Raw genomic sequence first — 26,101 nt, 5'->3', positions numbered from 1 at the left:
CGCGGGTCGTGAGCTTCGATTAAAAATCCATCGAGACCGAGAACTTGCCGGTCACCGGCGCGCCCTGGGTCAGATACCCCCCGGCGGCCGAGGCCCAATAAGCCTCGTTCGTCACATTCTCCACCGACAGGTTGAAGAGCACGTCCCGGTCGTCGATCGTCCGCGTCATGCGCGCGGCGAGATCGAGCCGCGCCCAGGACGGAACCTCCTGGCTATTGGCCGCGTCGAGATATTGCGGCGCGGTATAGAGGGCACGCGCGCCGATCGTCGCCCGGTCCAGGAAGGGCAGGTCATATTCCACGCCCAGATTGGCCTGAAGGTCCGGCACGCCGACCGCATCATTGCCGTCATTGGCGCCACCCGCCGTCGCGACCAGTTCGGCCCGGGTATAGGCGACGCCACCGATCAGGCGCGTTCCCTCCACCGGCTCGCCGAACAGTGTCAGTTCGACACCGCGATGGCGCTGCTCGCCGTCGACGCTATAAAGATTGGTCGCCGGGTCGGTCAGGCCGCTCGGCTTGCTGATCTGGAACAGCGCCAGCGATCCCCCGATAGTTCCGAAATCGAGCTTCGTGCCGATCTCGAACTGCTCCGAGATATGGGGCGCGAAGATTTCGCCGGCATTTGTCGCGGTGCTCGGCGCGGTCGGTCCCTGCTCCAGCGCCTCGATATAGTTGCCGTAGAGGGAGAACTGCTCCGTCGGCCGCACCACGAGGCCGACGGCCGGGGTCAGCGCGCTCTCGGAATAATACGACGTCTGGGCCTGGGTCGTGCGGTTATAACCGCGCACCTCGATCTCCTGGTTGCGCAGGCCGACCGTCAGGGAGGCCATGTCGTCCATGATCGAGAGCGTATCGCCGATATAGGTGCTCTGAAGCTCGCTTTCCGAAACCAGCGGCGGGTCGGTCAGGCTGCCGGCGACGAGGCCGGGCCCCGGCCGCGCCGTCTGTCGCGGATCGTAGATATTGATCGTCGCGTTGGTCAGCGCGAGGTCGTAGGAGTTCCGGTTCTCCGTCTCCAGGCGATTGGCGCCGAAGGTCAGTTCGTGGCCGACCGGCCCGGTTTCGAAGGCACCGCGAATACCGGCATCGATGCTGCGGTTCGAATCCTCGCGCGGGACCGCCATCCGGCCGACCGTCGCCGTGCCGGACAGATTATTGATGGTCGGGGTGGCGTAGTCGCCGTCCTCCTCCATATTGCGCAGACCGGCGGCGAGATGCGCCGTCCACCGATCGAACAGATCATGTTCCACCCGGGCCTGGACGTAACGATCGTCCATCTCGGCATAGCTCCAATCCCGGCCGTAGTTGGTTTCCGCGTCGGGGGCGTCGGGTACCAGCGACGTGCCGACCTGCACCATCGGGCGTCCCTGGTCGATGCGATGTTCCTGGGCGGCGATGTCGAGGGTGACGCGGGTATCCTCGCCACGATAATCGAAGGCGGCGGAGCCGAGGCTCATCCGGCGCTCCTCATCCTCGATCGAGGTTTCACCGTCGCGATGGGCGACGTTGACACGCAGGCCGAAGACATCGTTCTTGCCGAAGCGCCGCCCGAAATCGACATGGGCGCCGGCCCGCGCATTGTTCGCCAGATCGCCGGACAGGCGGGTCAGGGGCTCGTCGCCCGCGCGCTTCGGGACGAGATTGATGCCGCCGCCGACGCCGCTGTTTCCAGGGCCGACACCGTTCAGGAAGGCATTCGCGCCCTTCGTCACCTCGACGCGCTCATACATTTCCATGGACACGAGCTGGCGCGGCGCGTTGCCATAGAGGCCGTCGACCGACACATCCTCGCCATAGACGTCGAAGCCGCGAATCCGGAAGCGTTCGGAGAAATTGCCGAAGCCGTAGCCGGTACGCACGGAGGGGTCGTTCTCCATCACGTCGCCGATCGTCTCGGCCTGCTGCAGGCGGATCGTATCCTCGGTATAGGCCGTGACGTTGAAGGGCGCGTCCATCATGTCCTGGTTCCCCAGGATACCGCTGCGCCCGCCGCGCGCGACTTGCCCACCGGCATAGGGGGCCAGTTGACGGCCGATATCGCCGGTCGCGGGCGTGCCGCTGCCTTCGACCATGATCGGGTCCAGGACCATCTGATCGTTCCCCGCCTCGACCCGGCGCAGGGCGACCGTGTCGTCATCCAGGAACGCCCAGGTCAGGCCGCTTCCGGAAAGAAGCATCCGCAACGCCGCGCTCGGCGTCATCGTCCCGTTGACCGCGGGCGCCGTGCGCCCGGCCGGAAGCTCCGACTCGACCGTGACCTGCAGGCCGGCCTGACGACCGAAGGCGGTCAGCGCCTCGCTCAGCGCTTGGCTGGGAATCGCGAAATCGACGCTCTCCTCGGACGCTTGCGCGAGTTGCGCGGCTCTCGCCATTTCGATGTTCGCCGGTTCGGCCAGCACGGCGGGCGACGCCATCGACGCCACCAAGAACGCCGCCGGCACGATCCAGCCCGCCTCGACAAGCCGACGGCGCGGTGCCTCCCGGCGCGGCGCTTGGCCCACCGTCCGCGCGTTCCTCCCAGTGCTGAGCATGCCAGTGCTGAGCATGACTTCCCCTTCTCCACTCATCCGTGACCGAAACCGACGCCCACCCCGAGAGTGGGCGCGCCGCGACCGTCATGATCGCGTCCGACTCCTAGGACGGCTGGGTATCCCCGGATTTCAGAAAAAGTTCCGCACCGGCCCCTTCCGCGGAATTGCGCGGCCCTCGCGCCCTCAAACCGGCGAGAGGACGATCAGCCAATCCCCGAAGGGCCGGACGACGAAGCCATGCGGATGCGCCACCGCGCGCAGGGCCCGCAACGGTTGGGAGAGGTCGTAGACGCCGGTGACATGGGTCCCCGTCGCCGCCGACCCGAGCACCAGGATGGTTCCCGGAAACTGGTCGCGGATCGCATCGACCACATCCGCGACGGGCCAATCCGTGACGCTGAGCACGCCCTCGCGCCAACTGGCGACGCTTGCCGCGGACTGGCGGCCGCGCGCGAGAGCGCGTGTCGCATCGGCGTCGACGCGCGCCCATTCGCCCGCGACGAGCCGCACCGTGCCGGGCACGGGGTCGGTATCGGTGTTCGAAACGGAAGTACCGGGCCGGTCGACACGCACCACCCCCTCGGCAACCGCGAGGCGCGCGCCATCGTCGAGCCGTCGCACCTCGAAGGCCGTGCCGACCGCCGTGCCCTCGAGCGCGCCGGCACGTATGGTGAAGGGCCGTGTCGGATCCGGCACGACGGTCGCGAAGACCGCGCCGTCGATCAGATCGACGACACGCCGTTCCGCGTCGAAGGAAAGGGCGACCGCGCTCTCCGCCGAGAGATCGAGTCGCGAACCATCGGGCAGGGAGACGGCGCGCCGTTCCCCCATGCCGGTCGCGTAATCCGCCTCCGGCCCCCGCACGCCCGTTCCGATGACAACCGCCAGCATCATGATGACGGCCGCCGCGCACAGGCCCGCCGTCACGCGTCGCGGCCGCGATACCCGGCCGCCGCGCCATCGCGCCGCCCGTGGCCGGCCCGAACGCCCGGACGCCGACCCGGTTTCCGGCGCGAAACCGGCGTCGGGCGAAGGGTCGGGCGACGCCGCCCACCGACCGGCGCCAATCGCGTCGGTCAGCGCCATAAGGCTTCGCACCTCACGCCATGCGGCCCGATGCGCCATATCCGCCGCCAACCATGCCTCGAACCTTTCGGCCAGGGCCTCATCTTCCGGGGCGTCGCGCAGCGCGATGGCGAAATCCAGCGCCGTCGCGTCGACCGCCCGCCCGTCCGGCCTATCGGTCGGACCGCGACCGCGCGAAAGGCGCTGTCCGTGCATGGCGTTTCCCTTTGGAAGATGATCCATACCCTCTAGGACGAACGAGACCGGCGATATTTCACACCCGCCCTATCGCCCGTCCCCATCGATCGACTGTGGCAGAACGCCTTCGCGCCTCAACCGATCTCGGCAATGGGCAAGACCATCATGGATCAAGCCATGAACCGATGCGACGGAAAGGTCGAGTTCGCGCGCGATTTCAACCATGCGCATTCCGTCCACGCGATGCAAGAGAACGGCACGGCGCGTACGCGCCGGCAACTCGTCGAGGGCGGCCGACATCACCGCCAACGCCTGACGGTCCGCGGCCACGGCCTCCGGCGACGGGTCGGCCGATCCGGCCTGGGCCGGGGCAGTGGAGGGCGCGCGCTCCATATCGCGGCGGCGCATGTCGATCGCCCGATTGCGCACGACACGATAGAGATAGCCGAGCGGTCGGTCGACCATGGCGCCGGTCGACGACCCATCGGCATGCGCGACGCGAAGCCACGCATCCTGAACCACGTCCTCCGCCCCCTCCCGATTGCCGAGAATGCGTTGGGCATAGTCGATAAGCGCGGCCCTGTGCCGGGAAAACAAGGCCAATGTGATGCGCGTTCGTTGCACCGGCTGCCGATCCGTGCCTTGAGCAGGAATTTAGATGCGAATAATTCTTATTTGCTTTTAACAATACCACGCCCATGGTGCAATCATCCCCGTCGCCTTCCTTGTTCCCGAAGGAAGACTCCGGGACGGGAAAGCGCCGGACAGGCCGGAAAGGGGGAGTGGCGGCAACCCGCCGACGAGGCGAAACAATGCTCGCTTATCATGCGCCGTTATGCTGCACTCGCTTTTCACGGAACAATTAACGGACATGGGAATAGGCTTGATCGATGGCGCGGCTTCCTCTCGAGGACATGCTTGACGCGATGACGCGTGAGTTGACGGAAGGACGAGCGGATCGAACCATCGATTATTTCCGCGAATTCAACGCGCCCAGGCCGGTGATCGACTTCGAGCCGGCGGTAGGCCAATTGCGGAATCCAAATCTGGATACCCTTTTCACCTACTGGACCAGCTTGCGGGATTCGCGGCGGCGGGACGGGTTGGACCTGCCCGCGCAGATGGAGTTCGATCCGCTGGAGGTGTCGGCCACCCTGCCCTATGTCATGTTGCTTGACGTCGTGAACGAAGGCGCGGATTTCCGATACCGCGTCTATGGGCGCGAGATCGCGGAGCGGTTCGGGCGGGATCTGACCGGCCTGCTCCTATCGGAGACCGCCGTGGACCCCTATATCGCGGCTTTTTTCCGGGCCGTCTATCTGGCGTCCATGGCACGGCGCGAACCCGTCCTGACCGAGCACGCGCCCCCCCAATCGGTTATGGTCGCGAGCTGGCGTCGCCTGATCCTGCCCCTAGCCGGAGGGGACGGCCGTGTGACACGGTTCGTCGTCGGCAACATCCCCGGTCCCCCGCGCGCGGGGATTCCGGACCAAAGACGCTGACCCGGACTGGGGACCCGGACTGGGGACCCGGATTGGGGACCCGGATAGAGGGGAAAGACCTTACCGCTCGGCCTTCCGTGCCTCCTGATTATCGCCGGTCCGCGCCATGTCCGCCATGACGCTTCCAGGTGCCGCGTCATGGCCGGCACCGGACCGCCCACGGACGCGGCCCGGCCGCAGCGCGGTGGAGACCGGCTCGCGAAGGACGGCCGGCCGGCGCCCCGGCACCGCGCGGCGAAGCGCGGCGGCCAGCGCGCGCATATCGATCGGCTTGGTCAGATAGTCATTCATGCCGAGCGAGAGATAATGCTCCCGACGGCCGTCCAGAGCGTCCGCGGTCAAGGCGATCACGGGAATGTCGCGCTGATCCATATCGGAGGCCCGGATCGATTTCACCGCCGTCACGCCGTCGACCTCCGGCATATGGACATCCATCAGGACGAGATCATAGCGTGCGCCGCGCAAGGCCCGGATCGCTTCCGCGCCGTTGTTCGCGACCTCATAGCGATGACCCAGCGCGGAGAGCATCGCGCCGACGACGAGTTGATTCACCTCATTATCCTCGGCCAGCAGGATGGAGAGCGATCCCACATCCATGGGCGAGCCCCATGCCTCCGTCCGGTTCCCGCCCGTCCCGGCGGTCTCGCGGAGCGGTAATCGAAGCGTGAAGACACTGCCCTTGCCCGGCGCGCTCTCGACCTCGATCGTCCCGTCCATCAAGCTACACAGATGGCGCGAGATGGCGAGACCAAGCCCCGTGCCGCCATAACGCCGGGCGATGCTGCTGTCCGCCTGGGTGAAGCTGGAGAAGAGTCGTTCACACGCCTCCGATTCAATCCCGATCCCGGTATCGGCCACGTCGAAACGCACGACATGCGTCGCATCGCCGGCGGCTTGGTCCAATCGCTCCCGTTCGACGGAAACGGAAAGCTGAACGACGCCCTCGGCCGTGAACTTGATCGCATTGCCGAGCAGATTGACCAGGATCTGATGGATACGATCGCCGTCGCCCACCAAGGCGCGCGGCACGTCGTCAGCGACCTCGACGGAGAAGGTCAGCCCCTTCTCGCTCGCTTGGACCATGAACAGATCCCGGACCCTGTCGACCTGGAGGCGGATGTCGAACGGGCCCGGCGTGATATCGACGTGCCCCGCCTCGATCTTGGAGAAATCGAGGATCTCGTTGATTGTCGTCAGCAAAATCGTGCCCGATTCATGAATCGTGCGCACGAAACGCTTCTGCTCCGGACTCAGATCGGATTGCAACAGCAAGGAAGCCATGCCGAGCACCCCATTCATGGGGGTGCGGATTTCGTGGCTCATATTGGCGAGGAACTGGCTCTTGGAGCGGTTGGCGAGTTCCGCCTGCTCGCGCGCGGCCAGCAATTGCTCCTCGCGCTCCGCGATCATCGTCACATCCTGTATGATGCCGAAGACGCGCTGGGTCTGGCCACGGGCGCGATCCGCATCGCCGACCAGTTCGACCCACACCGTCCTGCCGTGAACCAGGGCGCGGACCCGGACCCGAAACGCCGCCCCGGTCTTCCGGGTCTGCGTGATCTTGTTGCGCAGCCGGTCGCGGTCCTCGGAATGGATGATGGAGAGAACCTGATCGAAATCGAGCGCGCCATCCGCCTCGCGCACCTCGAACAGCTCGAAGACACCGCGCGACCATACCGCCGCGCCGGTTCGCAGATCATATTCCCAATTGCCGGTCCGCGCGACCGTTTCCGCCTGAAGAAGATTGAGTTCCAGCTTCTTGCGACGCGTGATATCGGACTGGATAGCGATGAAACCTGTCAGTTCACCCACCGTCTCCACGGGTTGGATGTCGACGGCCACCCAATATTCCCCCCCCGACTTATGATAGTTCAGGATTTCCGTGGACACGGGCAGGCCGGCGTTAAGCTGTTCGCTGATATGGGCGCGCGTTTCCGGATCGGTTCCCGGTCCCTGCAGGAACGCGCCGGGTTTCAGGCCGCGCACCTCGTCGAGGGAATAGCCGGTCATTCGGGTGAAGCCCTCATTGACCCAGTCGATCATGCCGAACCGGTCGGAGATGATCACGCCGTTGGTCGTGCGGTCGGCGACCAAGGCGAGCTTACGGAGTTCCTCGCGGGTCTGAATCTCGCGCCGCCGGCTGTCGGCCATGCGCGCCGCCTCGGTAAGGACTAGGCCGACGAGCAGGGTCGCGACGATATTCGCGCCGAGCACGGTCGGTCCCGCGACGGCGAGAATTTCCAGCGCCACCTCGGGCGTGACGCTTATGAAGAAGGACGGGATGACCGCCACGGTCCCGACGACCCCGATCCCGACCAGGACCGGCGCGGAGAGCGGGCGCCGGCGGCGCTTGAGCAAATAGCCCGCGCCGAGGCCTGCCATCGCATAGAGCGCGAAACTGACCGCGCCTCCCAGGGCGACGGGACCACCCACCACATAGTAGCGCGTGGCCGCCCCCATGGCGGCCGTGACGGCCGCGCCGAACGGACCGGCGAAATAGCCGGCGAGCAGCAAGGGACCCGCCCTCGGGTCGGCCACGGCCCCATGCGGTAGCGGAACCGGCTGCAACATCACGAGCGATGCCATCGCCCCGAAGGCGAGCCCCGTCAGGATATCCCGCCGAAGCGCCACGCCATCGATGCCATAGCGTGCGCGAAGTCCCCCGACGACGAGCACCATGAGGGACAACAGTCCGATATCGTTGATCAGGGGAAGCAGCAGTGCTTTCAGCGCGTCCATGGATGTCCTACTCGGATCGGCCCATCTCGACATGATGGACCCAATGCCTACGGGGCTGGATGGCAACATTCATGAATAATGGTTCCCCTCGATAACCGAGGACCCGTGTAGATTTCGTTAACGGCAAGGTGGTGTCGCCTCGCAGACGGATATGGAGGCATGGCGACACCGGGGTGGCCGCCCGCCGTGCGCGCTCTACATAATCCCAAGCGATGATCATGGCGCCGTTCGGCTTCGCCGGCCCGCCCGACCGCACGAACATTGACCCGCACGAACATTGAAAGGACAGGGACCCATGGTTTCGACGTCGATCGCGACCGCGTTCAGTTCGCTCCGCGCCGGAACGCGGACACTCGCCGCGCTTTCCCTGATGATGAGCGCTGCCATGCTGCCCGGCGGGCCCTCGGCCGCAGCCCAGGATAGTACCCAGGATGGCGGCGCCTCCGACGGCACCGTGACGGTCACTCCGCTCGGCAGTCACGAGGGCGAGTTCTGTCAGCTCGACCGCGCGATGATCTTCGAGGACCCGGACGGCACCCGCATTCTCTATGATGCCGGCCGTACGGTCGCGGGGCCCGACGACCCGCGCCTCGGCGCGATCGACGCCGTGCTGCTGAGCCACGTCCATGGCGACCATCTGGGCGACCGCCGGATCGAGGCGGTGAAGCAGGGCCCCTGCACCGATCTGGAATTCCCCGTCGACGCCACGCCGAATTCCAACAGCATCGATATCGCCATGGCCAAGGGGGCGGCCTTCGTCGTCGGCGGCGAGATGCCGGGCTTCTTCGCCAACAAGGTGAAGGCGCTGGGCGGCGATCCCGCGACGGTGCGGCTGGTGCGCTTCGGCGCCTCGACGACGATCGGCGGGGTCACGGTCACGACCGTGCCCGCGGTGCATTCGAACGGCCTGTCCGGCGCCTTCATCGAGGGGGAGCTGGGCGAGCATCTCTCCACCGCCGGCCTGACCGCCTATGTCGGCCCGCCGGAAGGCTTCGTGCTGACCTTCAGCAACGGGCTGGTCGTCTATCTCTCCGGCGATACCGGCGTGACGGCGGAACAGGAAACCGTCGTCCGCCGCCAGTACGGCGCGGAACTGGCCGTCATGAATATCGGCGACACCTACACGACCGGCCCGACGGAAGCCGCCTTCGTCGTCAACGAGCTGGTGAAGCCCAAGGCCGTCATCCCCAGCCACGCGAACGAACCCGCGACCGAGGGCGGCGCCGTCAAGGACGGGACCCGCACCAAGCAGTTCATGGACGCGGTGACGGTGCCCGCGCACCTGCCGCTCAGCGGCCGGGCGATGCGTTTCGACGGAGAAGGAACCTGCACCGCCGGCTGCTGACCGGAGGACGGGTGGACAGGGTGATGGCGGCGGTTCTCAGACCGCCTCCAGCGCGGCCTCCAGGTCGGCGATCAGATCCGCCGTATCCTCCACCCCGACGGATAGCCGCACGAGCGTATCGGAGATACCCAGCTTCGCGCGGTTTTCCGGCGGGACGGAGGCATGGGTCATGATCGCCGGATGCTCGATCAGGCTCTCCACCCCGCCCAGGCTCTCGGCGAGGGCGAAAAGCTCTGTGCTCTCCAGGAAACGGCGGCTTTCCTCCAGCCCGCCCTTCAGGAAGGCGGTGACGATGCCGCCATACCCGCCCGTCATCTGGCGCGCCGCCAAATCATGCTGCGGGTGCGAGGCGAGGCCGGGATAGATCACCCGTTCGATCTTCGGATGGGCCTCCAGATACTCCGCGACGGCCTGGGCGGCGGCGCAATGCTGGCGCATGCGCAGCGCCAGCGTCTTCAACCCCCGCAGCGCCAGGAAGCTGTCGAACGGCCCCAGGATCGCGCCCACCGCGTTCTGGAGATAGCCGAGCCGGTCGGCGATATCGCCCGCCTCGCGCACCGCGACCACGCCGCCGACCATATCGGAATGACCGTTCAAGTATTTCGTCGCCGAATGGACGACGATGTCGATGCCATGCTCCAACGGACGCTGGACGATGGGCGAGGCGAAGGTGTTGTCGCACACGGTGACGAGGCCGTGGCGGCGCCCGATATCGGCCATGGCCGCCAGATCGACCAGCTTCAGCGTCGGGTTGGTCGGGCTCTCGATCCAGATCATCCGCGTTTCCGGCGTGATCGCGGCCTCCACGGCCGCCGGATCGGTCATGTCGACGAAATCGAAATGCAGGCCGCTGGACCGCTGCCGAACGTCATGGAACAGCCGGTAGCTGCCACCATAGAGATCGTCCATCGCCAGCACCCGCGCGCCGCTGTCCAGTGTCTCCAGGATGGTTCCCATGGCGGCCAGCCCGCTGGCGAAGGCATAGCCGCGCGCGCCGCCCTCCAGATCGGCGACGCAGGCCTCCAGCGCCATGCGCGTCGGGTTCTGGCTGCGCGAATATTCATAGCCCTTGTGCCGGCCCGGGCTCTCCTGAACGTAGGTCGAGGTCGCGTAGATCGGCACCATGATGGCGCCGGTCGTCGGGTCCGGTTCCTGGCCCGCATGGATACCCCGGGTGGAGAGGCCCTGCTTGCGATTGCGTTTCGATCCGCTCGGCGCGCCGTCCATGCCGTTGCTTCCCTTCCCTCGCCGATCCGTCAGCGCCCGCGGCGCCGCAGATGGTTGATGAAATCGACCTTGGTGATGAGGCCGAATAGGTGGTCGTCCTCCATCACGATAGCAACCTTGTCCGAGCGGAACAGCGGCAACAGGCTGTCCGGCGAATCGCCGGGATGCACGATCTCCAGATTCTCGACCATGTGATCCGCGACCGACTGGCCGAACGGGTCGGTCCCTTCCTGGGCCGCCAGCATCACGTCGCTCTCATCCACCAGTCCGACGAGGCGTCCCTTGTCGTCCATCACCGGAATCTGGCTGACATCGAACATGCGCATCCGGCCATAGGCGGTGCCGAGGGTTTCCGTGGTCTTCGCCGTGACCAGTTGCCCGCGATCCGCCCGGCGCACGACCAGATCGCGCAGGTCGCCGTGGCTCTCCAATTCCATCAGGCCGTTATCGACCATCCAGGCGTCGTTATAGACCTTGGAGAGATATTTATTGCCGGTGTCGCAGACGAAGGTGACGACCCGCTTCGGTTCCGTTTGCCGCCGGCACCATTTCAGCGCGCCGGCGAGGAGCGTTCCGGTCGAGCTGCCGCCCAGCACGCCGGTCCGCGCCACCAGATCGCGCGCGGCATGGAACCCCTCCCGGTCGGAGACATAGACCGCGTCGGCGATCAGGGAGAGGTCGCAATTGGGCGGGATGAAATCCTCGCCGATGCCCTCGACCAGCCAGGAGCCGACCTCGGACGGGACCTCGCCCGTCAGCGCGGCCTTGCCGACGACGGAGCCCTCCGGGTCGGCCAGCACCATGCGCACATCCGGCGCCACCCGCTTGAAATAGCGGCCGAGCCCCGAGATCGTGCCGCCGGAGCCGACGCCGCAGACCACCGCGTCGAGATCGTGGCCCATCTGCTCCCAGATCTCGGGCCCGGTCGTCTTCTCATGCGCGGCCGGATTGGCGGGGTTGGCGAACTGGTTGACCCAGAAGCTGTTGGGAATCTCCCGCTCCAGCCGTTCGGCCATGTCCTGGTAATAATCGGGATGCCCCTTGCCGACGTCGGAGCGGGTCATGACGACCTCCGCGCCGAGGGCCTTCAGATGGAATATCTTGTCCTGGCTCATCTTGTCTGGGATGACGAGCTTCATCCGGTAGCCCTTTTGCGCCGCGACCAGCGCCAGGCCGAGACCGGTATTCCCCGCCGTCGCCTCGATGATCGTGCCGCCGGGTTTTATCCGGCCCTCGCGTTCGGCCGCCTCGATCATCGACAGCGCGATGCGATCCTTGATCGAGCCGCCGGGATTCTGGCTTTCGAGCTTCAGGAACAGCCGGCAGGGGCCGGTATCGAATCCCGTCACCTCGACCATCGAGGTATTGCCGATCATCGAGAGCACATCGGGATAGGGCGGGCGGGCGTCTATGCGGGTCATGGGACCTCCGATGCCGACGGTGAACACGCGACGCCCGCAGTTAAAACCCCATTGTCCGCCCTGCCAAGACGGCATGCGGAAGGCGCGTCGCGTCGATCAGGTCGCGCCGATCAGGCCGTGCCGATCACGGGGAGATTTGGACGAGGCGTCACGCCCGGCCGTGGCACTGCTTGTACTTCTTGCCGGACCCGCAGGGACACTTGGCATTGCGCGGCACCTTGCCCCAGGTGCTCTCGTCCTTGGGGTCGAGCCAGCGCCCGGTGCCCTCGTCCTCGACCCAGCCGGGGGGCGCGGTCTCCGCCGTCATCGGTTGGGCGCGTTGCGGCGAGGCGCCGGCACCGACGCCCGCCATCTCCGGCTGGCGCGCGGGCTGCCGCGCTTCGGCGGGCACTTCGGCGGGCGCACCCTCGGCCTCCGGGCGCAATTCGCGCCGCGCGCCTTCCTGGCCACGCGCGCGGGCACGCTGATCGATCTCCTCCGGCGTCGCCTCGACCCGCAATTCGACATGGGCGAGAACGCTCGTCACCTGACTGCGCAGGTTGGAGAGCATCTGCTCGAACAGGTCGAAGGCCTCGGACTTGTACTCATTGAGCGGATCGCGCTGCGCATAGGCCCTGAGCCCGATACCCTGGCGCAAATGGTCGAGTTGCAGCAGATGATCCTTCCACGCATGGTCGAGGAGTTGCAGCAGCAGACTGCGCTCCGCCACCCGCATGATCTCGGGGCCGTAATGGGCGGCCTTCTGGGCCATCTTCTCGTCCACCGCCTTGGCGATACGCTCGCGCATCTCCTCCCGGCCGACGCCTTCCTCCGCCGCCCAGTCCGCGACCGGCAGGTCGAGCGCGAAGAGCCGCAGGCATTCCTCATGCAACGAGTCGGTTTCCCACTGATCGGGCAAGGCCTGGGCGGGGATCGTGCGATGGATCAACTCGTCGATCGTCTCCGCGCGCATGTCCTGAATGGTGTCGGAGACATCGTCGGCGCGCATCAACTCCTTGCGCTGGTCGAAGATGACCTTGCGCTGATCGTTCATGACGTCGTCGAACTTGAGAAGCTGCTTGCGCACCTCGAAGTTCCGCGCCTCGACCTTCTGCTGCGCCTTTTCCAGGGCCTTGTTGACCCAGGGGTGGACGATGGCCTCGCCCTCCTCGATGCCCAGCTTGCCGAGCATGCCGTCCATGCGTTCGGACCCGAAGATCCGCATCAGGTCGTCTTCCAGGCTGACATAGAAGGTGGAGGCACCCGGATCACCCTGCCGGCCGGAACGGCCGCGCAACTGGTTGTCGATGCGGCGGCTCTCGTGCCGCTCGGTCCCGATCACCAGCAGGCCGCCGGCTTCCAGCACCGTATCGCGCTTGGCCTTGATGTCGTCGGCGATCGCCTTCTCGCGGCTGGCCCGTTCGGCCGGGTCGGTGACGGTCTCCAACTCGCGCCAGACCCGCATCTCGTAATTGCCGCCGAGTTGGATATCGGTGCCGCGCCCGGCCATGTTGGTCGCGATGGTGATCGCGCCCGGAATACCGGCCTGCCCGATGATCGCGGCCTCGTGCTCGTGATGGCGGGCGTTCAGCACCTGATGCTTCAACCCGGCCTTCTTGAGAAGATCGGCGAACTGCTCCGACTTCTCGATCGAAACGGTGCCGACCAGCACCGGCTGGCCCCGCGAATGCGCGTCCTTCACCTGTTCGAGGACGGCGGCGTCGCGTTCCTTGCTGGTGCGATAAACCTCGTCGTCGAAATCCTTGCGGACCATCGGCTTGTTGGTCGGCATCTCGACCACCTGAAGGCCGTAGATCTCATCGAACTCGCCCGCCTCCGTCATCGCCGTGCCGGTCATGCCGGCCAGCTTCGGATACATGCGGAAGTAATTCTGGAAGGTGATGGAAGCCAGCGTCTGGTTTTCCATCTGAACAGAAACGCGCTCCTTCGCCTCCAACGCCTGATGCAGGCCGTCGGAATAGCGTCGCCCCTCCATCATGCGGCCGGTGAACTCATCGATGATGACGACCTTGTCGTCCTTGACGATGTAGTCGGTGTCGCGCGTGAACAGACGATGCGCCTTGAGGGCCTGATTGACGTGATGGACGACGCTGACATTGCCGATATCGTAGAGGCCGCCCTCGCCCAACAGGTCCGTGCGCTCGCGCAGCAGGGCCTCGATCCGCTCCTGCCCCTGCTCGGTCAGGGTGACAGAGCGCTGCTTCTCGTCGACCTCGTAATCCTCCGCCGTCAGGTCGGGAATCAGCGCGTCGACCGTGCGATAGGTGTCCGAGCTGTCCTCCGTCGGGCCGGAGATGATGAGCGGCGTGCGCGCCTCGTCGATCAGGATCGAATCCACCTCGTCGACGATCGCGAAGTTGAAATCGCGCTGCACCATCTGTTCCAGGCGGAATTTCAGATTGTCGCGCAGATAGTCGAAGCCGAATTCGTTGTTCGTGCCGTAGGTGATATCGCGGGCATAGGCCGCCTGCCGTTCCACGTCGGAAAGGCCGGGCACGATGACGCCGACGGTGAGGCCGAGGAACTCGTAGATCTCGCCCATCCAGCTCGCGTCGCGCTTGGCCAGATAGTCGTTGACCGTGACGACATGGACGCCCTTGCCGCCGAGCGCGTTGAGATAGACCGCGAGGGTCGAGACGAGGGTCTTGCCCTCGCCCGTCTTCATCTCGGCGATCTTGCCCTCATGCAGCACCATGCCGCCCATGAGCTGCACGTCGAAATGGCGCTGGCCCAGCGTGCGCTTGGCCGCCTCGCGGACCGTGGCGAAGGCCTCGACCAGCAGGTCGTCCTTCGTCGCCCCCTCGGCCAGGCGCTTGCGGAAATCGTCGGTGCGCGCGCGCAGGCCCGCGTCGTCGAGTGCCTCCATCTCCGGTTCGAGCGCGTTGACCGCCTCGACCTTCTTGGTCAGCCCCTTTAGGACGCGATCGTTCGCCGTGCCGAATACGGATTTGAGCAGTCCGGAAATCATCAAATGGGTCCGCCGTCGCCTGGAAGCGTTGGAGAGCGCCCCCAAGGCCGGGCCGGCCGCGGCGCTTGTCCCGCGGCGGTCCCCGAGACGGTCCGGGGGTGCGTGCAAATCGACCTTCGACTTAAGGGGCCGGGTCGCCCCTGTCAACGACGGGGCGATGACGGGAAGCCCCGGGATGCCGGGCCATGCGAGGCTCGCGTCGCTTCGCCGCGCCCGCTCGCGATGGGGTCGCGGCCGCTTGTGAAGGGCGATGGAGTGTGGTTTCGTGCGCCCGCCCGCGACGCCGGCCCAGGATGGCGGCGCGGCCCCCTTCAAGTCCGAGACCGATTCCGAACCGGGAGGCTAACCCGACATGACGCGCATACTCTCCATGCTGGCCGTGCTGCTCGCGCTCGCCGTCGCCGGCGCGCCGATCCACCCGCGCACCGCCGAGGCGCAATCGCTCGACCCCGATGCCGTCGCCGCCGAGGTGGAGGGCAAGACCATCACCATGGGCGAGGTTCATCGCGCCTTCCGCGACCTGCCCCGGCAGTATCAGCAACAGGGCTTCGGCGCGGTCTATCCGGCACTGCTGGAGCGGATCGTGCAGCAGGAAGTGCTGATGAAGCGCGGCCGCGACGCCGGCCTCGCCGACGATCCGGAGGTGGAGGAGCGCGTCGAGGAACTGCGCGATCAGGTGATCCACGACGTCTATCTCAGCCGCCGGGTCGAGGAGGCGATCACCGACGAGGAGCTCCGGGCCGAATATGACCGCTTCATCGCGGAGAATCCCCCGCGCGAGGAGGTGAAGGCCCGCCATATCCTGGTCGATAGCGAGGCCAAGGCCCGCGACATCATCCAACAGGTCACCGACGGCGCCGATTTCGCGACGCTGGCCAAGGAGTCCTCGACCGGGCCGAGCGGCGAGAACGGCGGCGATCTCGGCTGGTTCACCCACGACGCGATGGTCCCGGCCTTCGCCGAGGCCGCCTTCGGCCTGCAACCCAACACCTTCACCGCCGACCCGATCCAGACCGAGTTCGGCTGGCATGTGATCCTGGTGGAGGATCGCCGCACCGTCCCCTCGCCGACTTTCGAGGAAATGCGCCCCCGGCTGGTCGAACGCCTGGGCCAGGAGATCGCCTTCAAGGTTTCCAACGACATGACGAAACAGGCCGACGTTCAACGCTTCAATCTCGACGGCGAGCCGATGGAAAGTCCGATCGGGGACCAGTAAACTGTCCCCCCGGCCGTCCGTTCCGGCGGACGGCCGGGGACATATCTCTATATAACTTCTAGGGGAGCCGGACCGGTCATGACCGCCGTGTCGCCGTTCGCGCCGAAGCGTTTTCCGACACTGCCGCCCATCGATGGCGTGCGCCTGGGCGGCGCGTCCGCCGGGGTGAAGTATCAGGGGCGACCCGACCTTTTCATGGCGGAACTCGACCCGGGGACGGTGGTGGCCGGGGCGCTGACCCGATCGCTCACCCGCTCCGCGCCGGTCGATTGGTGCGCCCAGGTTCTGAAGAAGGGCACGGCCCGCGCGATCCTGGTCAATGCCGGCAACGCCAACGCCTTCACCGGCAAGGCCGGGATGGAGGGGGTGCGCGTGATGGTCGATGCCGCGGCCGAGGCCGTGGGCTGCACGCGCAAGGAGGTACTGGTCGCCTCCACCGGCGTGATCGGCGTGAAGCTGCCGGGCGACCGGATTTCCAAGGCCGTGCCGAAATTGCGCGCGGGGCTGACGTCCGACGGTTGGCCCCAGGCCGCGCGCGCCATCATGACGACCGACACCTTCCCCAAGGGGGCGAGCGCGACCTGCGCGATCGGCGGCGTGCCGGTCACCATCGCCGGTTTCGCCAAGGGGTCCGGCATGATCGCGCCGGACATGGCGACCATGCTGTCCTTCGTCTTCACCGACGCGTCCATCCCGAAGGACATCCTGCAGAAGATCACCCGCAAGGCGGTCGATCGCAGCTTCAACTGCATGACGGTGGACGGCGATACATCGACCAGCGACACGCTGCTCGTCGCGGCGACCGGCAAGGCGGGAAACAAGCTGCCGAAGAAGGCCTCCGACAAGGCGCTCAAGGGCTTCCGGGAGGCGCTTCAACAGGTGATGACCGACCTCGCGATCCAGGTGGCGAAGGATGGCGAGGGCGCCAGCAAGTTCATCACCATCGACGTGACCGGCGCCGCCTCGGAGAAGGCGGCCCGGCGTATCGGCCTGTGCATCGCCAATTCGCCGCTGGTGAAGACCGCCATCGCGGGGGAGGACGCGAACTGGGGCCGCATCGTCATGGCCGTCGGCAAGGCGGGCGAACGGGCGGACCGCGACCGGCTGACCGTCGCCGTCGGCGGCACCGTCATCGCCGAGAAGGGCGAGGGCGTGCCCGATTACGACGAGGCCCCGGTGGCCGCGCACCTCAAGGGCCGGGACATCCAGATCGACGTCGATATCGGTATCGGCCGGGGCAAGGCGCGGGTGTGGACCTGCGATCTGACCCACGGCTATATCGACATCAATGCCGACTACCGCACCTGACGACGGGGGCGCGTTCCAACGATGGATAGCGGATGCTGGCAGGCCGGTGCGCGGGAGGCGGGCACGACCGCGCGGATCGTGCTGGTGGCCGCGGCCGCGCTGGTCGACGGCGACGGCCGTGTGCTGATCGCCAAGCGTCCGGAGGGCAAGGCGATGGCCGGCCTATGGGAGTTTCCCGGCGGCAAGGTCGAGGACGGGGAGACGCCGGAGGCGACCCTGATCCGCGAATTGACCGAGGAACTGGGCATCGAGACACGGCGAAGCTGCCTCGCCCCCATCGCTTTCGCCAGCCATGGCTATGAGGATTTCCACCTTCTGATGCCGGTCTTCGCCTGCCGCGTCTGGCAGGGCGAGCCCCGGGCGCTGGAACATGAGGCGCTGGCCTGGGCCTATCCCGCGCGCCTGCGCGACTATGCCATGCCGCCGGCGGACGAGCCGTTGATCGGCCTGTTGCGCGACCTGCTCTGATCCCGGGGCAAATCTCCTTCCTTCATTGCGCCACCAAATCGGGCGCCGCGCGTTCGACCAGCGCCTCCAGCGTCTCGATCCGCTCCGCCTCCGCGACCGGCTTGTCCCAGCGGATGCGCGCGACCCGGGGAAAGCGCATCGCCAGCCCGGATTTATGACGGTTGGAACGCTGGATCGAATCGAACGCGATTTCCAGCACCAACCCGAAGGAGACCGCGCGCACCGGCCCGAACCGGTCGATCGTGTGGTCGCGCACCCATTTGTCGAGTTGGCGCAACTCCGCGTCGGTGAAGCCGAAATAGGCCTTGCCGACGGGCACCACCTCCTCGCCCCGCCAGACGCCGAAGGTGAAGTCGGAATAGAAGCTGGAGCGCTTGCCGTGTCCACGCTGGGCATACATCAGCACGCAATCGGCGGTGAGCGGATCGCGTTTCCATTTGAACCAGGGCCCCTTCGGCCGGCCGGCCTGATAGGTGCTATCCCGACGCTTCAGCATCAGCCCTTCGATCCCCGCCGCCCGCGCGTCGCCGCGCAGCCGGGCCAGATCGTCCCACGAGGCGAACGGCACTTCCGGCGACAGGTCGAGCCAACTCTTGTTCTCCCGCGCGATCAGGGCCGCCAGCCGGTCCCGCCGGGCGTCCAGCGGCAGGGCGCGCAGATCCTCGCCCCCCTCGAACAGAAGGTCGTAGGCGCGCAGGTGCGCGGGATAGTCCGCCAACATCCGACGCGTGACCGATTTCCGGCCGAGACGCTGTTGCAGGTCGTTGAAGGGGCGCACCTCCCCCGCCGCGACCACCAGCAATTCGCCATCGACCACCGCGTCGAAGTCGGCGGCGCCCGCGATTTCCGGGAAGCTTCCCCCGATCTCGTCCCCGGTGCGGGAATAGAGGCGCGCCTGCCCATCATGGGCGGCGAGTTGCACGCGGATGCCGTCCCATTTCCATTCGGCGGCATGGGCGCCGGCGTCGAGCCTCGCGACGTCCTCGCCCTCCAGGGGCGTCGCCAGCATCATCGGCCGGAACATCAGCCGGTCATCGACCGCGGGCGCCGGGCCCGTGCCGTCGAGCCAGCGGAACAGATCGGTATAGGGCGGGCTCAGGCCGAACCACATCTCCTCGATCCGGTCGAGGTCGATGCCGCCGTACCGGGCCAGCGCGGTCTTGGCCAGGCGCGCCGAGACACCGACGCGCATCCCGCCCATCAGAAGCTTGAGCAAGGCGAAGCGCGCGCTGGGGTCGAGGCGGTCCAGCCACCCCGCGATCAGCGCGGGCACCTCCTTGCGGCGCGCCTCGCGCACCGTCTCGATCACGTCGGAGAGGGCGAGCGGCGCGTTCTCCCGCGCAGCCTCCGCCGGACCCGGCCACATGAGGGATACCGTCTCCGCCAGATCCCCGACATAATCATGGGACAGGCGGAACAGCACCGGGTCCGCGCGCGCCTCGATCAGGGGGCGGACAAGGGAGGGGGTGGCGTATTTCCGCTCGAACCCGTCCGTCAGCGCGGCCAGGGCCCAGCCGCGATCCGGGTCCGGCGTTTCGGCGAAATAGCGCTGAAGATGGCGCAGCTTGCCGTTGCGCGAGGGCGTGAAGACGAGCCGCTCCAGCAGGCCAGCGAAGGGCTTCACGTCTCGTCCTCCTCCTCGCGGCCGACGAGGGAGAGTGCCTTGGCGTCGAAGCCGCGCCCGCGCGCATGGTGGACCAGCGCATACTCCCGCCCGTGCGTGACCCAGACGGTCGGCGCGCCGACATCCTCCAGCGTGCGGGTCAGTTCGTCCCAATCGGCATGGTCGGAAAGGATCAAGGGCAGTTCCACATTGCGCTGGCGCGCGCGTTGACGCACCCGCATCCAGCCGGAAGCCATGACGGTGAGCGGATCGGGAAATCCCCGGCTCCACCGGTCGGACAGCGCGGAGGGGGGACAGAGCACGATCTCCCCCGCCAATTCCTTCTTGTCCCGATCACCGACCGCCCGCAACGGCCCGAGCGGCACGCCCTGCGCTTCGTAAAGATCGCAGAGCGCGCCCATCGCGCCATGCAGATGAATGGGCCGGTCGTAGCCACCCTCCCGCAACAAGCGAATCAACCGCTGCGCCTTACCCAGCGCATAGGCGCCGAGGAGATGCGTACGCTCCGGAAACGTCTCCAGCGAGCGCAGCAGCTTCGCCACCTCCTCCCCATCCGGCGGGTGGCGGAAGACGGGCAGGCCGAAGGTCGCCTCCGTCACGAAGACATCGCAGGCGACCGGCTCGAAGGGCGGGCATGTCGGATCGCGCCGCCGCTTGTAATCGCCGGAGATGACGACCCGCGCGCCTTTATATTCCAGCACCGCCTGGGCGCTGCCCAGGACATGCCCGGCCGGGGCGAGGGAGACGGTCACATCGCCGATCCGCACCGTCTCGCCATGGTCGAGGGCCTGGCTCTCCCTCCATGCCTCCGCGCCGTAACGCGCCCGCATGATGGCGAGCGTCCCCGGGGTCGCCAGTACCTTCCCGTTGCGCGCCCGGGCATGGTCGGCATGGCCGTGCGTGATGACCGCGCGCTCGGCCGGGCGGTGCGGATCGACATGGAAATCGCCCGGCACGCAATAAAGGCCACCGTCGGTCGCCCTGAGCCAGGATTCGGGATGGGAGTCAGCCCCACGCGCACGCATCATGGACGTCAATCTAGGACGGAGCCGGCGCTTCGCCAACGAAACCGTTGCGGTGCGGTACGCCGCTCGCTACCGTCCAGGGTGAAAGCATCGCGACGGTCCCGGACCCTCCGGGATAATCGGGAAACCGGTGAGAATCCGGTGCGGCCCCCGCCACTGTGACGATCCGTGCCGCGCCCCTCGACGAGGTCACTGACGCGCCGCCTTATCGGCGCCGCGTTGGGAAGGCCGGGCGTGGAAGCGATCGCGAGCCAGGAGACCGGCCGTCGCACTCGGCAGCAATCCCTTACCCGGGGGCGGAGGGCCCCTCAGAAGGAGAAAACGACATCATGCGCACGACCCATCTCGCCGCCGCGACACTCGCCGCGGTCACGCTGGCCGATCCGGCCCTCGCCCATACCGGAGCCACCGCCACCAGCGGCTTCGCCAGCGGTTTCCTACACCCGATCGGCGGTCTCGACCATGTGCTGGCGATGGTCTCGGTCGGCCTTTTCGCCGGGCTGCTCGGCGGGCGCGCCCGCTGGCTCGTGCCCGCCAGCTTCGTCGGCATGATGGCGGTCGGCGGCGTGGCCGGGATGGCCGGGCTGGGCCTGCCGATGGTCGAACTCGGCATCGCGCTGTCGGTGGTCGCGATCGGCGGTCTCGTCGCCTTGGGCAAGGGACTGCCGACGGCGCTCGCCATGGCGATCGTCGGGTTCTTCGCGATCTTCCACGGCCATGCCCATGGGACGGAAGCGCCGCTCGCGGCGTCCGGCCTGACCTATGCCGTCGGCTTCATGCTGGCGACCGCGCTGTTGCATGCGGCGGGCGTCGGCGCCTTCACGGCGCTTTCGACCCAGCGCCGGGTCGTGCGCATCGGCGGCGCGGCCACGGCGGCGGCCGGCCTGGCCATCGTCTTCGGTATTCTCTGAAGAAAGAATTTCCGCGCGGCGGCCCCGATAACGGGTGCCGCCGCGCGGTTTCCCGGAGCCGGGGGAGGGGCAGTACGCCAAAGGCGTGGTCGGCTCCGGAATGGGGTGCACGCCGTCAGAAGCGTGACTTGGCCTTATCGAGAGCCCCGCGCAAATCCTCCACGGCGCGTTCGAGGCCCATGCGCGTATCGTCCCAGGCGCTTTCGCCGGCACGCCGCAGATCCTCCAACTTACGCTCGGTCTCGGTGCGCTTGTCGCGCAGCTCGTCCAAGGTCTTGTCGGACTCCAACTGCGCGTCGGCCTGCCGGTCTTTCGCCTTCGCTTCCAGCTTGTCGATCTCCGCGCGCAATTCCTGCAAGCGGGCTTCGAGCTTCGTGCGAATCGCGTCCTTCGTTTCCATCTCGGCAACCTCCTTCGTTTCCCGAAGTATTTGCTTGTCCGAGAGATGAGGAGCGAAACGTCTTTTGTAAAGGGGGGACCCGCGGATTATTCCGGATCGGTGACGCGGCAGCCATATTCGGCCGCCGCATGAAGCAGCCAGTCCACGAAACTGACGGCGAAGGACCGCGCGACATAGATATCCGCCCCGTCCGTCGCGGTCCGGTGGATGGTCGCGGCCATGTGGCCGAGGCTGGTGTTCGCCACCCGGCCCGGATCGAGATCGCGCCCCGGATCGAGGTCGAGCGTGCAGCCCTTCGCCAGCACCGGAAGAAGCGCCGGCCCACCGATCCGCAGGCACACCCGGCCATGACCCTGGTCGGTCACGGCGGCCTGGGTGCCGAGCGCGCGCGCCAGCACCCCGACCAGCCCGGCCCCGTCATCGGCTCCGGCACGGGCGGCCTCCGGTTCCACGATCTGCCAGCGTTCCGGGCCGAGCCACAGCGCCACCGCCCGATCCGCGCTCACCGCCGTCAGCGGTTCCCGCGACGGGCGGATGCCGATCGTCTTGGCGATGGCCTCCTGGGTTTCTTCCACGCTCTCGCCCCAGGCCTCGACCTGCGCGATGGCGAGCGCGCGACGCTCCGTCACCGTCAATCCCGGCCCGTCCGCGCCGATGCCCCCCACATCGCCGGGCAGGAGATGCCCTTCCAGCGCGGAGCGGCGGGCGGGGTGAAGGGATGCCGTTTCAGCCATGGAGCCGTTCTCCCTCCGGATCGACGAAGACGGGGGCGACGATGCGCACCTTCGTTTCACGCCCGCGCACCGGATCGCGCATCGCGATCACCTCCTCATGCCGCGCGCGCCCATTCTCCACGAGGCCAAGCGCGATGGGGTGGTCCAGTTCCGGGCTGTAGCCGGTCGAGGTGACATGACCGATCATCGCGACCGGCGCCCCACCGGCGGCGAGCGATCCGGCCCGCGCCGGCGCGTCGGCGGCGACGAGTTGCGCGCCCTGGCCGAGGCGCGTCTTGCCGTCCACCGGTACGAGGCCGACCAGCTGCTTGCGGTCCGGCCGCGTCATGTCGGGCCGCCTGGCGAGTTGCGCGCCGATGAAATCCTTCTTCGAGGACATCATGCGGCCCAGCCCCAGATCCTCGGCGGTCGTCCGGCCGTCCAGTTCCGGCCCCGCGACATGCCCCTTCTCGATCCGCATATTGCCGAGCGCCTCCATGCCGTAGGGCACGATATCGAAGGGCGCGCCGGCCGCCATCAGCCGCTCCCACGCCGCGCGGCCATGATCGGCCGGGACGTTCAGTTCATAGGCAAGCTCGCCCGAGAAGCTGATGCGGAAGAGACGCGCCGGAATCTCGGCCCCCGCCACGCCCTTGTCGATCACGCACGGCCCACAGGCCATGAAGGGAAAGGCCTCGTTGGAAAGGTCGCGGTCCACCACGGTGGCGAGGCATTCGCGCGCCTTCGGCCCGGCGATCGCCATCGCCGCCCATTGTTCCGTCACGCTGGTCGCCTTCACCCGCAGATCCGGCCAGACGACCTGCAGATAGTACTCGATCCAGGCCATGATGCGCACGGCGTTCGCCGTCGTCGTCGTCATCAGGAAATGCGTCTCGCCCAGGCGCGAGGTCGTGCCATCGTCGAGGACGAGCCCATCCTCGCGCAGCATGAGGCCATAGCGCGCCTTGCCGACGGGAAGCGTCTTCCAGCCGTTGATATAGAGGCGGTTCAGGAATTCCGCCGCATCCGGCCCCTGGATGTCGATCTTGCCGAGCGTGGTGACGTCGCACAGGCCGAGCGAGCCGCGCACCGCCTTGGTCTCGCGGATATAGGCATCGAACAGCCCCTCCCCCTCATGGGCGGGATAGGTGCGCGGGCGGCGCCAGAGGCCGGCGTCGATCCAGGTGCAGCCCCGTTCCGCATGCCAGGAATCCATCGGCGTGCGGCGCAGGGGGGCGTAATGCTCCCCCACCTCCGGCCCGGCCAGCGCGCCGAGCGCGACCGGCGTATAGGGCGGGCGGAAGGTGGTGGTGCCGGTGCGCCCGATTTCGACCCCGCGCGCGGCCGCCATCACGGCGAAGCCCGCGATGTTGGAGGTCTTGCCCTGGTCCGTCCCCATGCCGAGGGTGGTGTAGCGCTTCAGATGCTCGACCGAGACATAGCCCTCGCGATGGGCGAGTTGAATGTCGGAGACGGCGACATCGTCCTGCAAATCGACGAAGCGCTTGCCCGGCGTGTTCACCGGCTTGGGGCACTCCCAGATCGCGCGCGGCGGGTTCTGCGGGGTGACCTCGGCCCGGGGTGCCGCGAGGGTTGGGCGCGCGGCGCCGGCCTTCTCCGCCGCGTCCAGGCCGGCGGCGTGCCCGCCCTCCAGGCATTCGGACAGCGTGAAGCGCCCGGCGCAGGCCCCGGCGGAGCGTTCGCGCTGGCGCGGCGGGCCGGGCAGGAAGCACGCCTTCGCATCGTCCCAGACCGCCTTGGCGCCGGTCTGGCTGAAGAGGTGGAGCGTCGGTTGCCAACCGCCGGATATCGCGACGATATCGCAACTGGCCGCACGTTGATTGCCGACGGGCTTGCCGGTCTCGTCGATCTTCAGGATGGCGAGGCCGCGCACGCGCTTCGTGCCTTGCGCCTTCACCGGCGCCCAACCATGCAGGATGTCGATCCCGCGCTCCTTGATCGCCGCGCGCAGCGTAGGCTCCGCCCCCTTCGGGCGCATATCGACGACCGCCTCCACCCAGGCGCCGGCATCGTCCAGATCGCAGGCCGTGCGATAGGCGTCGTCGTTGTTGGTGGCGATCACGATACGCTCGCCCACCTTCACGCCATATTGGTTGGCATAGGCGCGCACCGCCCCCGCCAGCATGACGCCCGGCAGATCGTTGTCCGCGAAGGCGAGCGGCTGTTCGATCGCGCCGGTGGCCAGCACCACCTCCGCCGCGCGGATCGACCACAGGCGCTGGCGCGGGCGATGCGGCTCGGGCTCGATCAGATGGTCGCTCACCCGTTCGACACAGCCGATCCGGTTATGGTCGTAATAGCCGAAGGCGGTGGTCCGGGGCAGCAGGCGGACATTGGAAAGCGCCGCCAATTCCGCGCGCATCCGGGCGGCCCAGGCGGCGCCCTCCTCGCCGTCGATCGTCTCGCGGTCCATCAGCAGGCGGCCGCCGAAATCCTCGCGCTCATCGACCAGGACCACGCGGCCGCCGCCGGCCGCCGCCGCCCGCGCCGCGGCCAGGCCCGACGGCCCGCCGCCGATCACCAGCACCTCGCAATGGGCGGTCATCTTGTCATAGTCGTCGGGGTCGGCCTCGTGCGTGCCGGTGCCCATGCCGGCGGCCCGGCGGATCGATTTCTCGAACCACATCCAAAGCCGGGTGTTGGCCGCGCGGCCCATGAAGGTCTTGTAGTAGAACCCCGCCGGAATCCAGGGCGCGATCAGCCAATTGAGCGCCTGGATATCGTGGGCCAGCGTGGGCCAGCGATTCTGGCTCTCCGCCACCAGCCCGTCATAGAGGGGGACCATGGTGGCGCGCGTATTGGGCTCCATCCGCGCGCCGACACGCAGACGGACCAGGGCGTTCGGCTCCTCCGGCCCGTTGGAGAAGATGCCGCGCCGGCGGTGATACTTGAAGCTGCGCCCGACCAGATCGACGCCATTCGCCAACAGGGCGGAGGCGAGCGTATCCCCCTCGAACCCGGTCATCGCGACACCATCGAAGGTGAAGCTAAGCCGCCGCGTGCGGTCGATGCGCCCGCCGTCGGCCACGCGCATGGGCCGCGACTTCGGCGGCGCGACGCTGGGCAGGGGGGAGCGGGGGGATTTGCGATACTCGCTCACGCCATGCCCCCCGTCTCGCCTTTTGCCGCGCCCTTCGGCACGTCGTCGCGCGCGGCCGTCACCTCGCCCGGTCCGCCGGTCGCCAGGATCTCATGGGTGAGGGTATCGCGCTTCACCGCCACATGCTGGCGGCAGCCCGCGACATGATGCCAAAGCTCGACATGCGTGCCCTTCGGGTTGGCGCGCAGATAGACATGCTCGAAATGACCTGTCCGCGCGCCGAGCGCCGGGCGGGTCAGCGTGCCGTCGCCGACATAGGTGAATTCCACCATGTCGCGCGTGCCGCACCAGGGGCATTCAATCCGAAACATTCCGCC

19 protein-coding genes and 1 riboswitch are annotated in these 26,101 nt (G+C 67.4%); of the genes, 6 read left to right on the top strand and 13 right to left on the bottom strand.

The genetic code is table 11. From position 1 onward, the window contains the following. Positions 1–19: 19 nt before the first annotated feature. The 3 genes from KAJ83_RS05365 to KAJ83_RS05355 all read right to left on the bottom strand — a co-directional run bounded on the left by KAJ83_RS05365 (position 20) and on the right by KAJ83_RS05355 (position 4,420). Positions 20–2,503, bottom strand: a complete 2,484-nt coding sequence (locus KAJ83_RS05365; protein WP_343221950.1) for a TonB-dependent siderophore receptor — start codon at positions 2,501–2,503, stop codon at positions 20–22. Between the two features lie 213 nt (positions 2,504–2,716). Then, entirely contained in the window at positions 2,717–3,814 is a 1,098-nt protein-coding gene (locus KAJ83_RS05360; protein WP_210681000.1) for a FecR family protein, read from the bottom strand. Between the two features lie 69 nt (positions 3,815–3,883). Then, positions 3,884–4,420 (bottom strand): sigma-70 family RNA polymerase sigma factor, encoded by a 537-nt coding sequence (locus tag KAJ83_RS05355; RefSeq protein WP_210680999.1) that lies wholly within the window; start codon positions 4,418–4,420, stop codon positions 3,884–3,886. 302 nt (positions 4,421–4,722) lie between these two features. Here KAJ83_RS05355 and KAJ83_RS05350 point away from each other — a divergent pair, with 302 nt between their 5' ends. Further along, positions 4,723–5,298: a PAS domain-containing protein gene (locus tag KAJ83_RS05350; protein ID WP_210680998.1), complete on the top strand. Its 576-nt coding sequence runs from the start codon at positions 4,723–4,725 to the stop codon at positions 5,296–5,298. Positions 5,299–5,358: 60 nt separating this feature from the next. Here KAJ83_RS05350 and KAJ83_RS05345 read toward each other — a convergent pair whose 3' ends face one another. Next, on the bottom strand, positions 5,359–8,037 hold the full coding sequence (locus KAJ83_RS05345; RefSeq protein WP_210680997.1) for an ATP-binding protein: 2,679 nt from the start codon (positions 8,035–8,037) through the stop codon (positions 5,359–5,361). A gap of 295 nt (positions 8,038–8,332) precedes the next feature. On the opposite strand from KAJ83_RS05345, the gene KAJ83_RS05340 reads away from it, so the two are divergent. Next, positions 8,333–9,382: an MBL fold metallo-hydrolase gene (locus KAJ83_RS05340; protein WP_246484259.1), complete on the top strand. Its 1,050-nt coding sequence runs from the start codon at positions 8,333–8,335 to the stop codon at positions 9,380–9,382. A gap of 36 nt (positions 9,383–9,418) precedes the next feature. Here KAJ83_RS05340 and KAJ83_RS05335 read toward each other — a convergent pair whose 3' ends face one another. The 3 genes from KAJ83_RS05335 to secA all read right to left on the bottom strand — a co-directional run bounded on the left by KAJ83_RS05335 (position 9,419) and on the right by secA (position 14,998). Then, complete coding sequence (locus KAJ83_RS05335; RefSeq protein ID WP_210680996.1) at positions 9,419–10,609, bottom strand: trans-sulfuration enzyme family protein; 1,191 nt, start codon at positions 10,607–10,609, stop codon at positions 9,419–9,421. Positions 10,610–10,638: 29 nt separating this feature from the next. Next, positions 10,639–12,030, bottom strand: a complete 1,392-nt coding sequence (locus tag KAJ83_RS05330) for a pyridoxal-phosphate dependent enzyme (RefSeq protein WP_210680995.1) — start codon at positions 12,028–12,030, stop codon at positions 10,639–10,641. A 148-nt stretch (positions 12,031–12,178) separates the two neighbouring features. After that, a complete protein-coding gene (gene secA, locus KAJ83_RS05325) occupies positions 12,179–14,998 on the bottom strand; it encodes a preprotein translocase subunit SecA (protein ID WP_210680994.1) in 2,820 nt (939 codons plus the stop codon). 352 nt (positions 14,999–15,350) lie between these two features. On the opposite strand from secA, the gene KAJ83_RS05320 reads away from it, so the two are divergent. The 3 genes from KAJ83_RS05320 to KAJ83_RS05310 all read left to right on the top strand — a co-directional run bounded on the left by KAJ83_RS05320 (position 15,351) and on the right by KAJ83_RS05310 (position 17,990). Continuing rightward, entirely contained in the window at positions 15,351–16,214 is an 864-nt protein-coding gene (locus tag KAJ83_RS05320) for a peptidylprolyl isomerase (RefSeq protein ID WP_210680993.1), read from the top strand. A gap of 78 nt (positions 16,215–16,292) precedes the next feature. Further along, positions 16,293–17,522 carry a bifunctional glutamate N-acetyltransferase/amino-acid acetyltransferase ArgJ gene (gene argJ / locus KAJ83_RS05315; protein WP_210680992.1) on the top strand — a complete coding sequence of 410 codons (1,230 nt, stop codon included), beginning with the start codon at positions 16,293–16,295 and terminating at the stop codon, positions 17,520–17,522. Between the two features lie 21 nt (positions 17,523–17,543). Then, positions 17,544–17,990 carry a (deoxy)nucleoside triphosphate pyrophosphohydrolase gene (locus KAJ83_RS05310; protein ID WP_210680991.1) on the top strand — a complete coding sequence of 149 codons (447 nt, stop codon included), beginning with the start codon at positions 17,544–17,546 and terminating at the stop codon, positions 17,988–17,990. Positions 17,991–18,012: 22 nt separating this feature from the next. Here the strand turns inward: KAJ83_RS05310 and KAJ83_RS05305 are convergent, their stop codons facing one another. Both KAJ83_RS05305 and KAJ83_RS05300 read right to left on the bottom strand, forming a co-directional pair. Then, on the bottom strand, positions 18,013–19,614 hold the full coding sequence (locus KAJ83_RS05305; RefSeq protein WP_210680990.1) for a cisplatin damage response ATP-dependent DNA ligase: 1,602 nt from the start codon (positions 19,612–19,614) through the stop codon (positions 18,013–18,015). Continuing rightward, positions 19,611–20,642: a ligase-associated DNA damage response exonuclease gene (locus tag KAJ83_RS05300; RefSeq protein ID WP_210680989.1), complete on the bottom strand. Its 1,032-nt coding sequence runs from the start codon at positions 20,640–20,642 to the stop codon at positions 19,611–19,613. The genes KAJ83_RS05305 and KAJ83_RS05300 overlap by 4 nt, the downstream gene beginning before the upstream one ends. Positions 20,643–20,718: 76 nt before the next feature. Further along, positions 20,719–20,921: riboswitch (cobalamin riboswitch) on the top strand. A 47-nt stretch (positions 20,922–20,968) separates the two neighbouring features. Here KAJ83_RS05300 and KAJ83_RS05295 point away from each other — a divergent pair. Further along, complete coding sequence (locus KAJ83_RS05295; RefSeq protein ID WP_210680988.1) at positions 20,969–21,550, top strand: HupE/UreJ family protein; 582 nt, start codon at positions 20,969–20,971, stop codon at positions 21,548–21,550. 115 nt (positions 21,551–21,665) lie between these two features. On the opposite strand, the gene KAJ83_RS05290 is transcribed toward KAJ83_RS05295, so the two are convergent. From KAJ83_RS05290 to KAJ83_RS05275, 4 genes are all read right to left on the bottom strand, one after another. Beyond that, positions 21,666–21,950 (bottom strand): sll1863 family stress response protein, encoded by a 285-nt coding sequence (locus tag KAJ83_RS05290; RefSeq protein ID WP_210680987.1) that lies wholly within the window; start codon positions 21,948–21,950, stop codon positions 21,666–21,668. Between the two features lie 86 nt (positions 21,951–22,036). Beyond that, positions 22,037–22,684, bottom strand: a complete 648-nt coding sequence (locus KAJ83_RS05285; RefSeq protein WP_210680986.1) for a sarcosine oxidase subunit gamma — start codon at positions 22,682–22,684, stop codon at positions 22,037–22,039. Continuing rightward, positions 22,677–25,784: a sarcosine oxidase subunit alpha family protein gene (locus tag KAJ83_RS05280; protein WP_343221949.1), complete on the bottom strand. Its 3,108-nt coding sequence runs from the start codon at positions 25,782–25,784 to the stop codon at positions 22,677–22,679. The genes KAJ83_RS05285 and KAJ83_RS05280 overlap by 8 nt, the downstream gene beginning before the upstream one ends. Next, complete coding sequence (locus KAJ83_RS05275; protein ID WP_210680985.1) at positions 25,781–26,095, bottom strand: sarcosine oxidase subunit delta; 315 nt, start codon at positions 26,093–26,095, stop codon at positions 25,781–25,783. The genes KAJ83_RS05280 and KAJ83_RS05275 overlap by 4 nt, the downstream gene beginning before the upstream one ends. Positions 26,096–26,101 lie beyond the last annotated feature (6 nt).

Source organism: Marivibrio halodurans (assembly GCF_017963645.1).
Lineage (GTDB): Bacteria > Pseudomonadota > Alphaproteobacteria > UBA8366 > Aestuariispiraceae > Marivibrio > Marivibrio halodurans.
The sequence above is the reverse complement of the archived record's forward strand: the minus strand, read 5'-3'. Positions and strand labels throughout refer to the sequence as shown.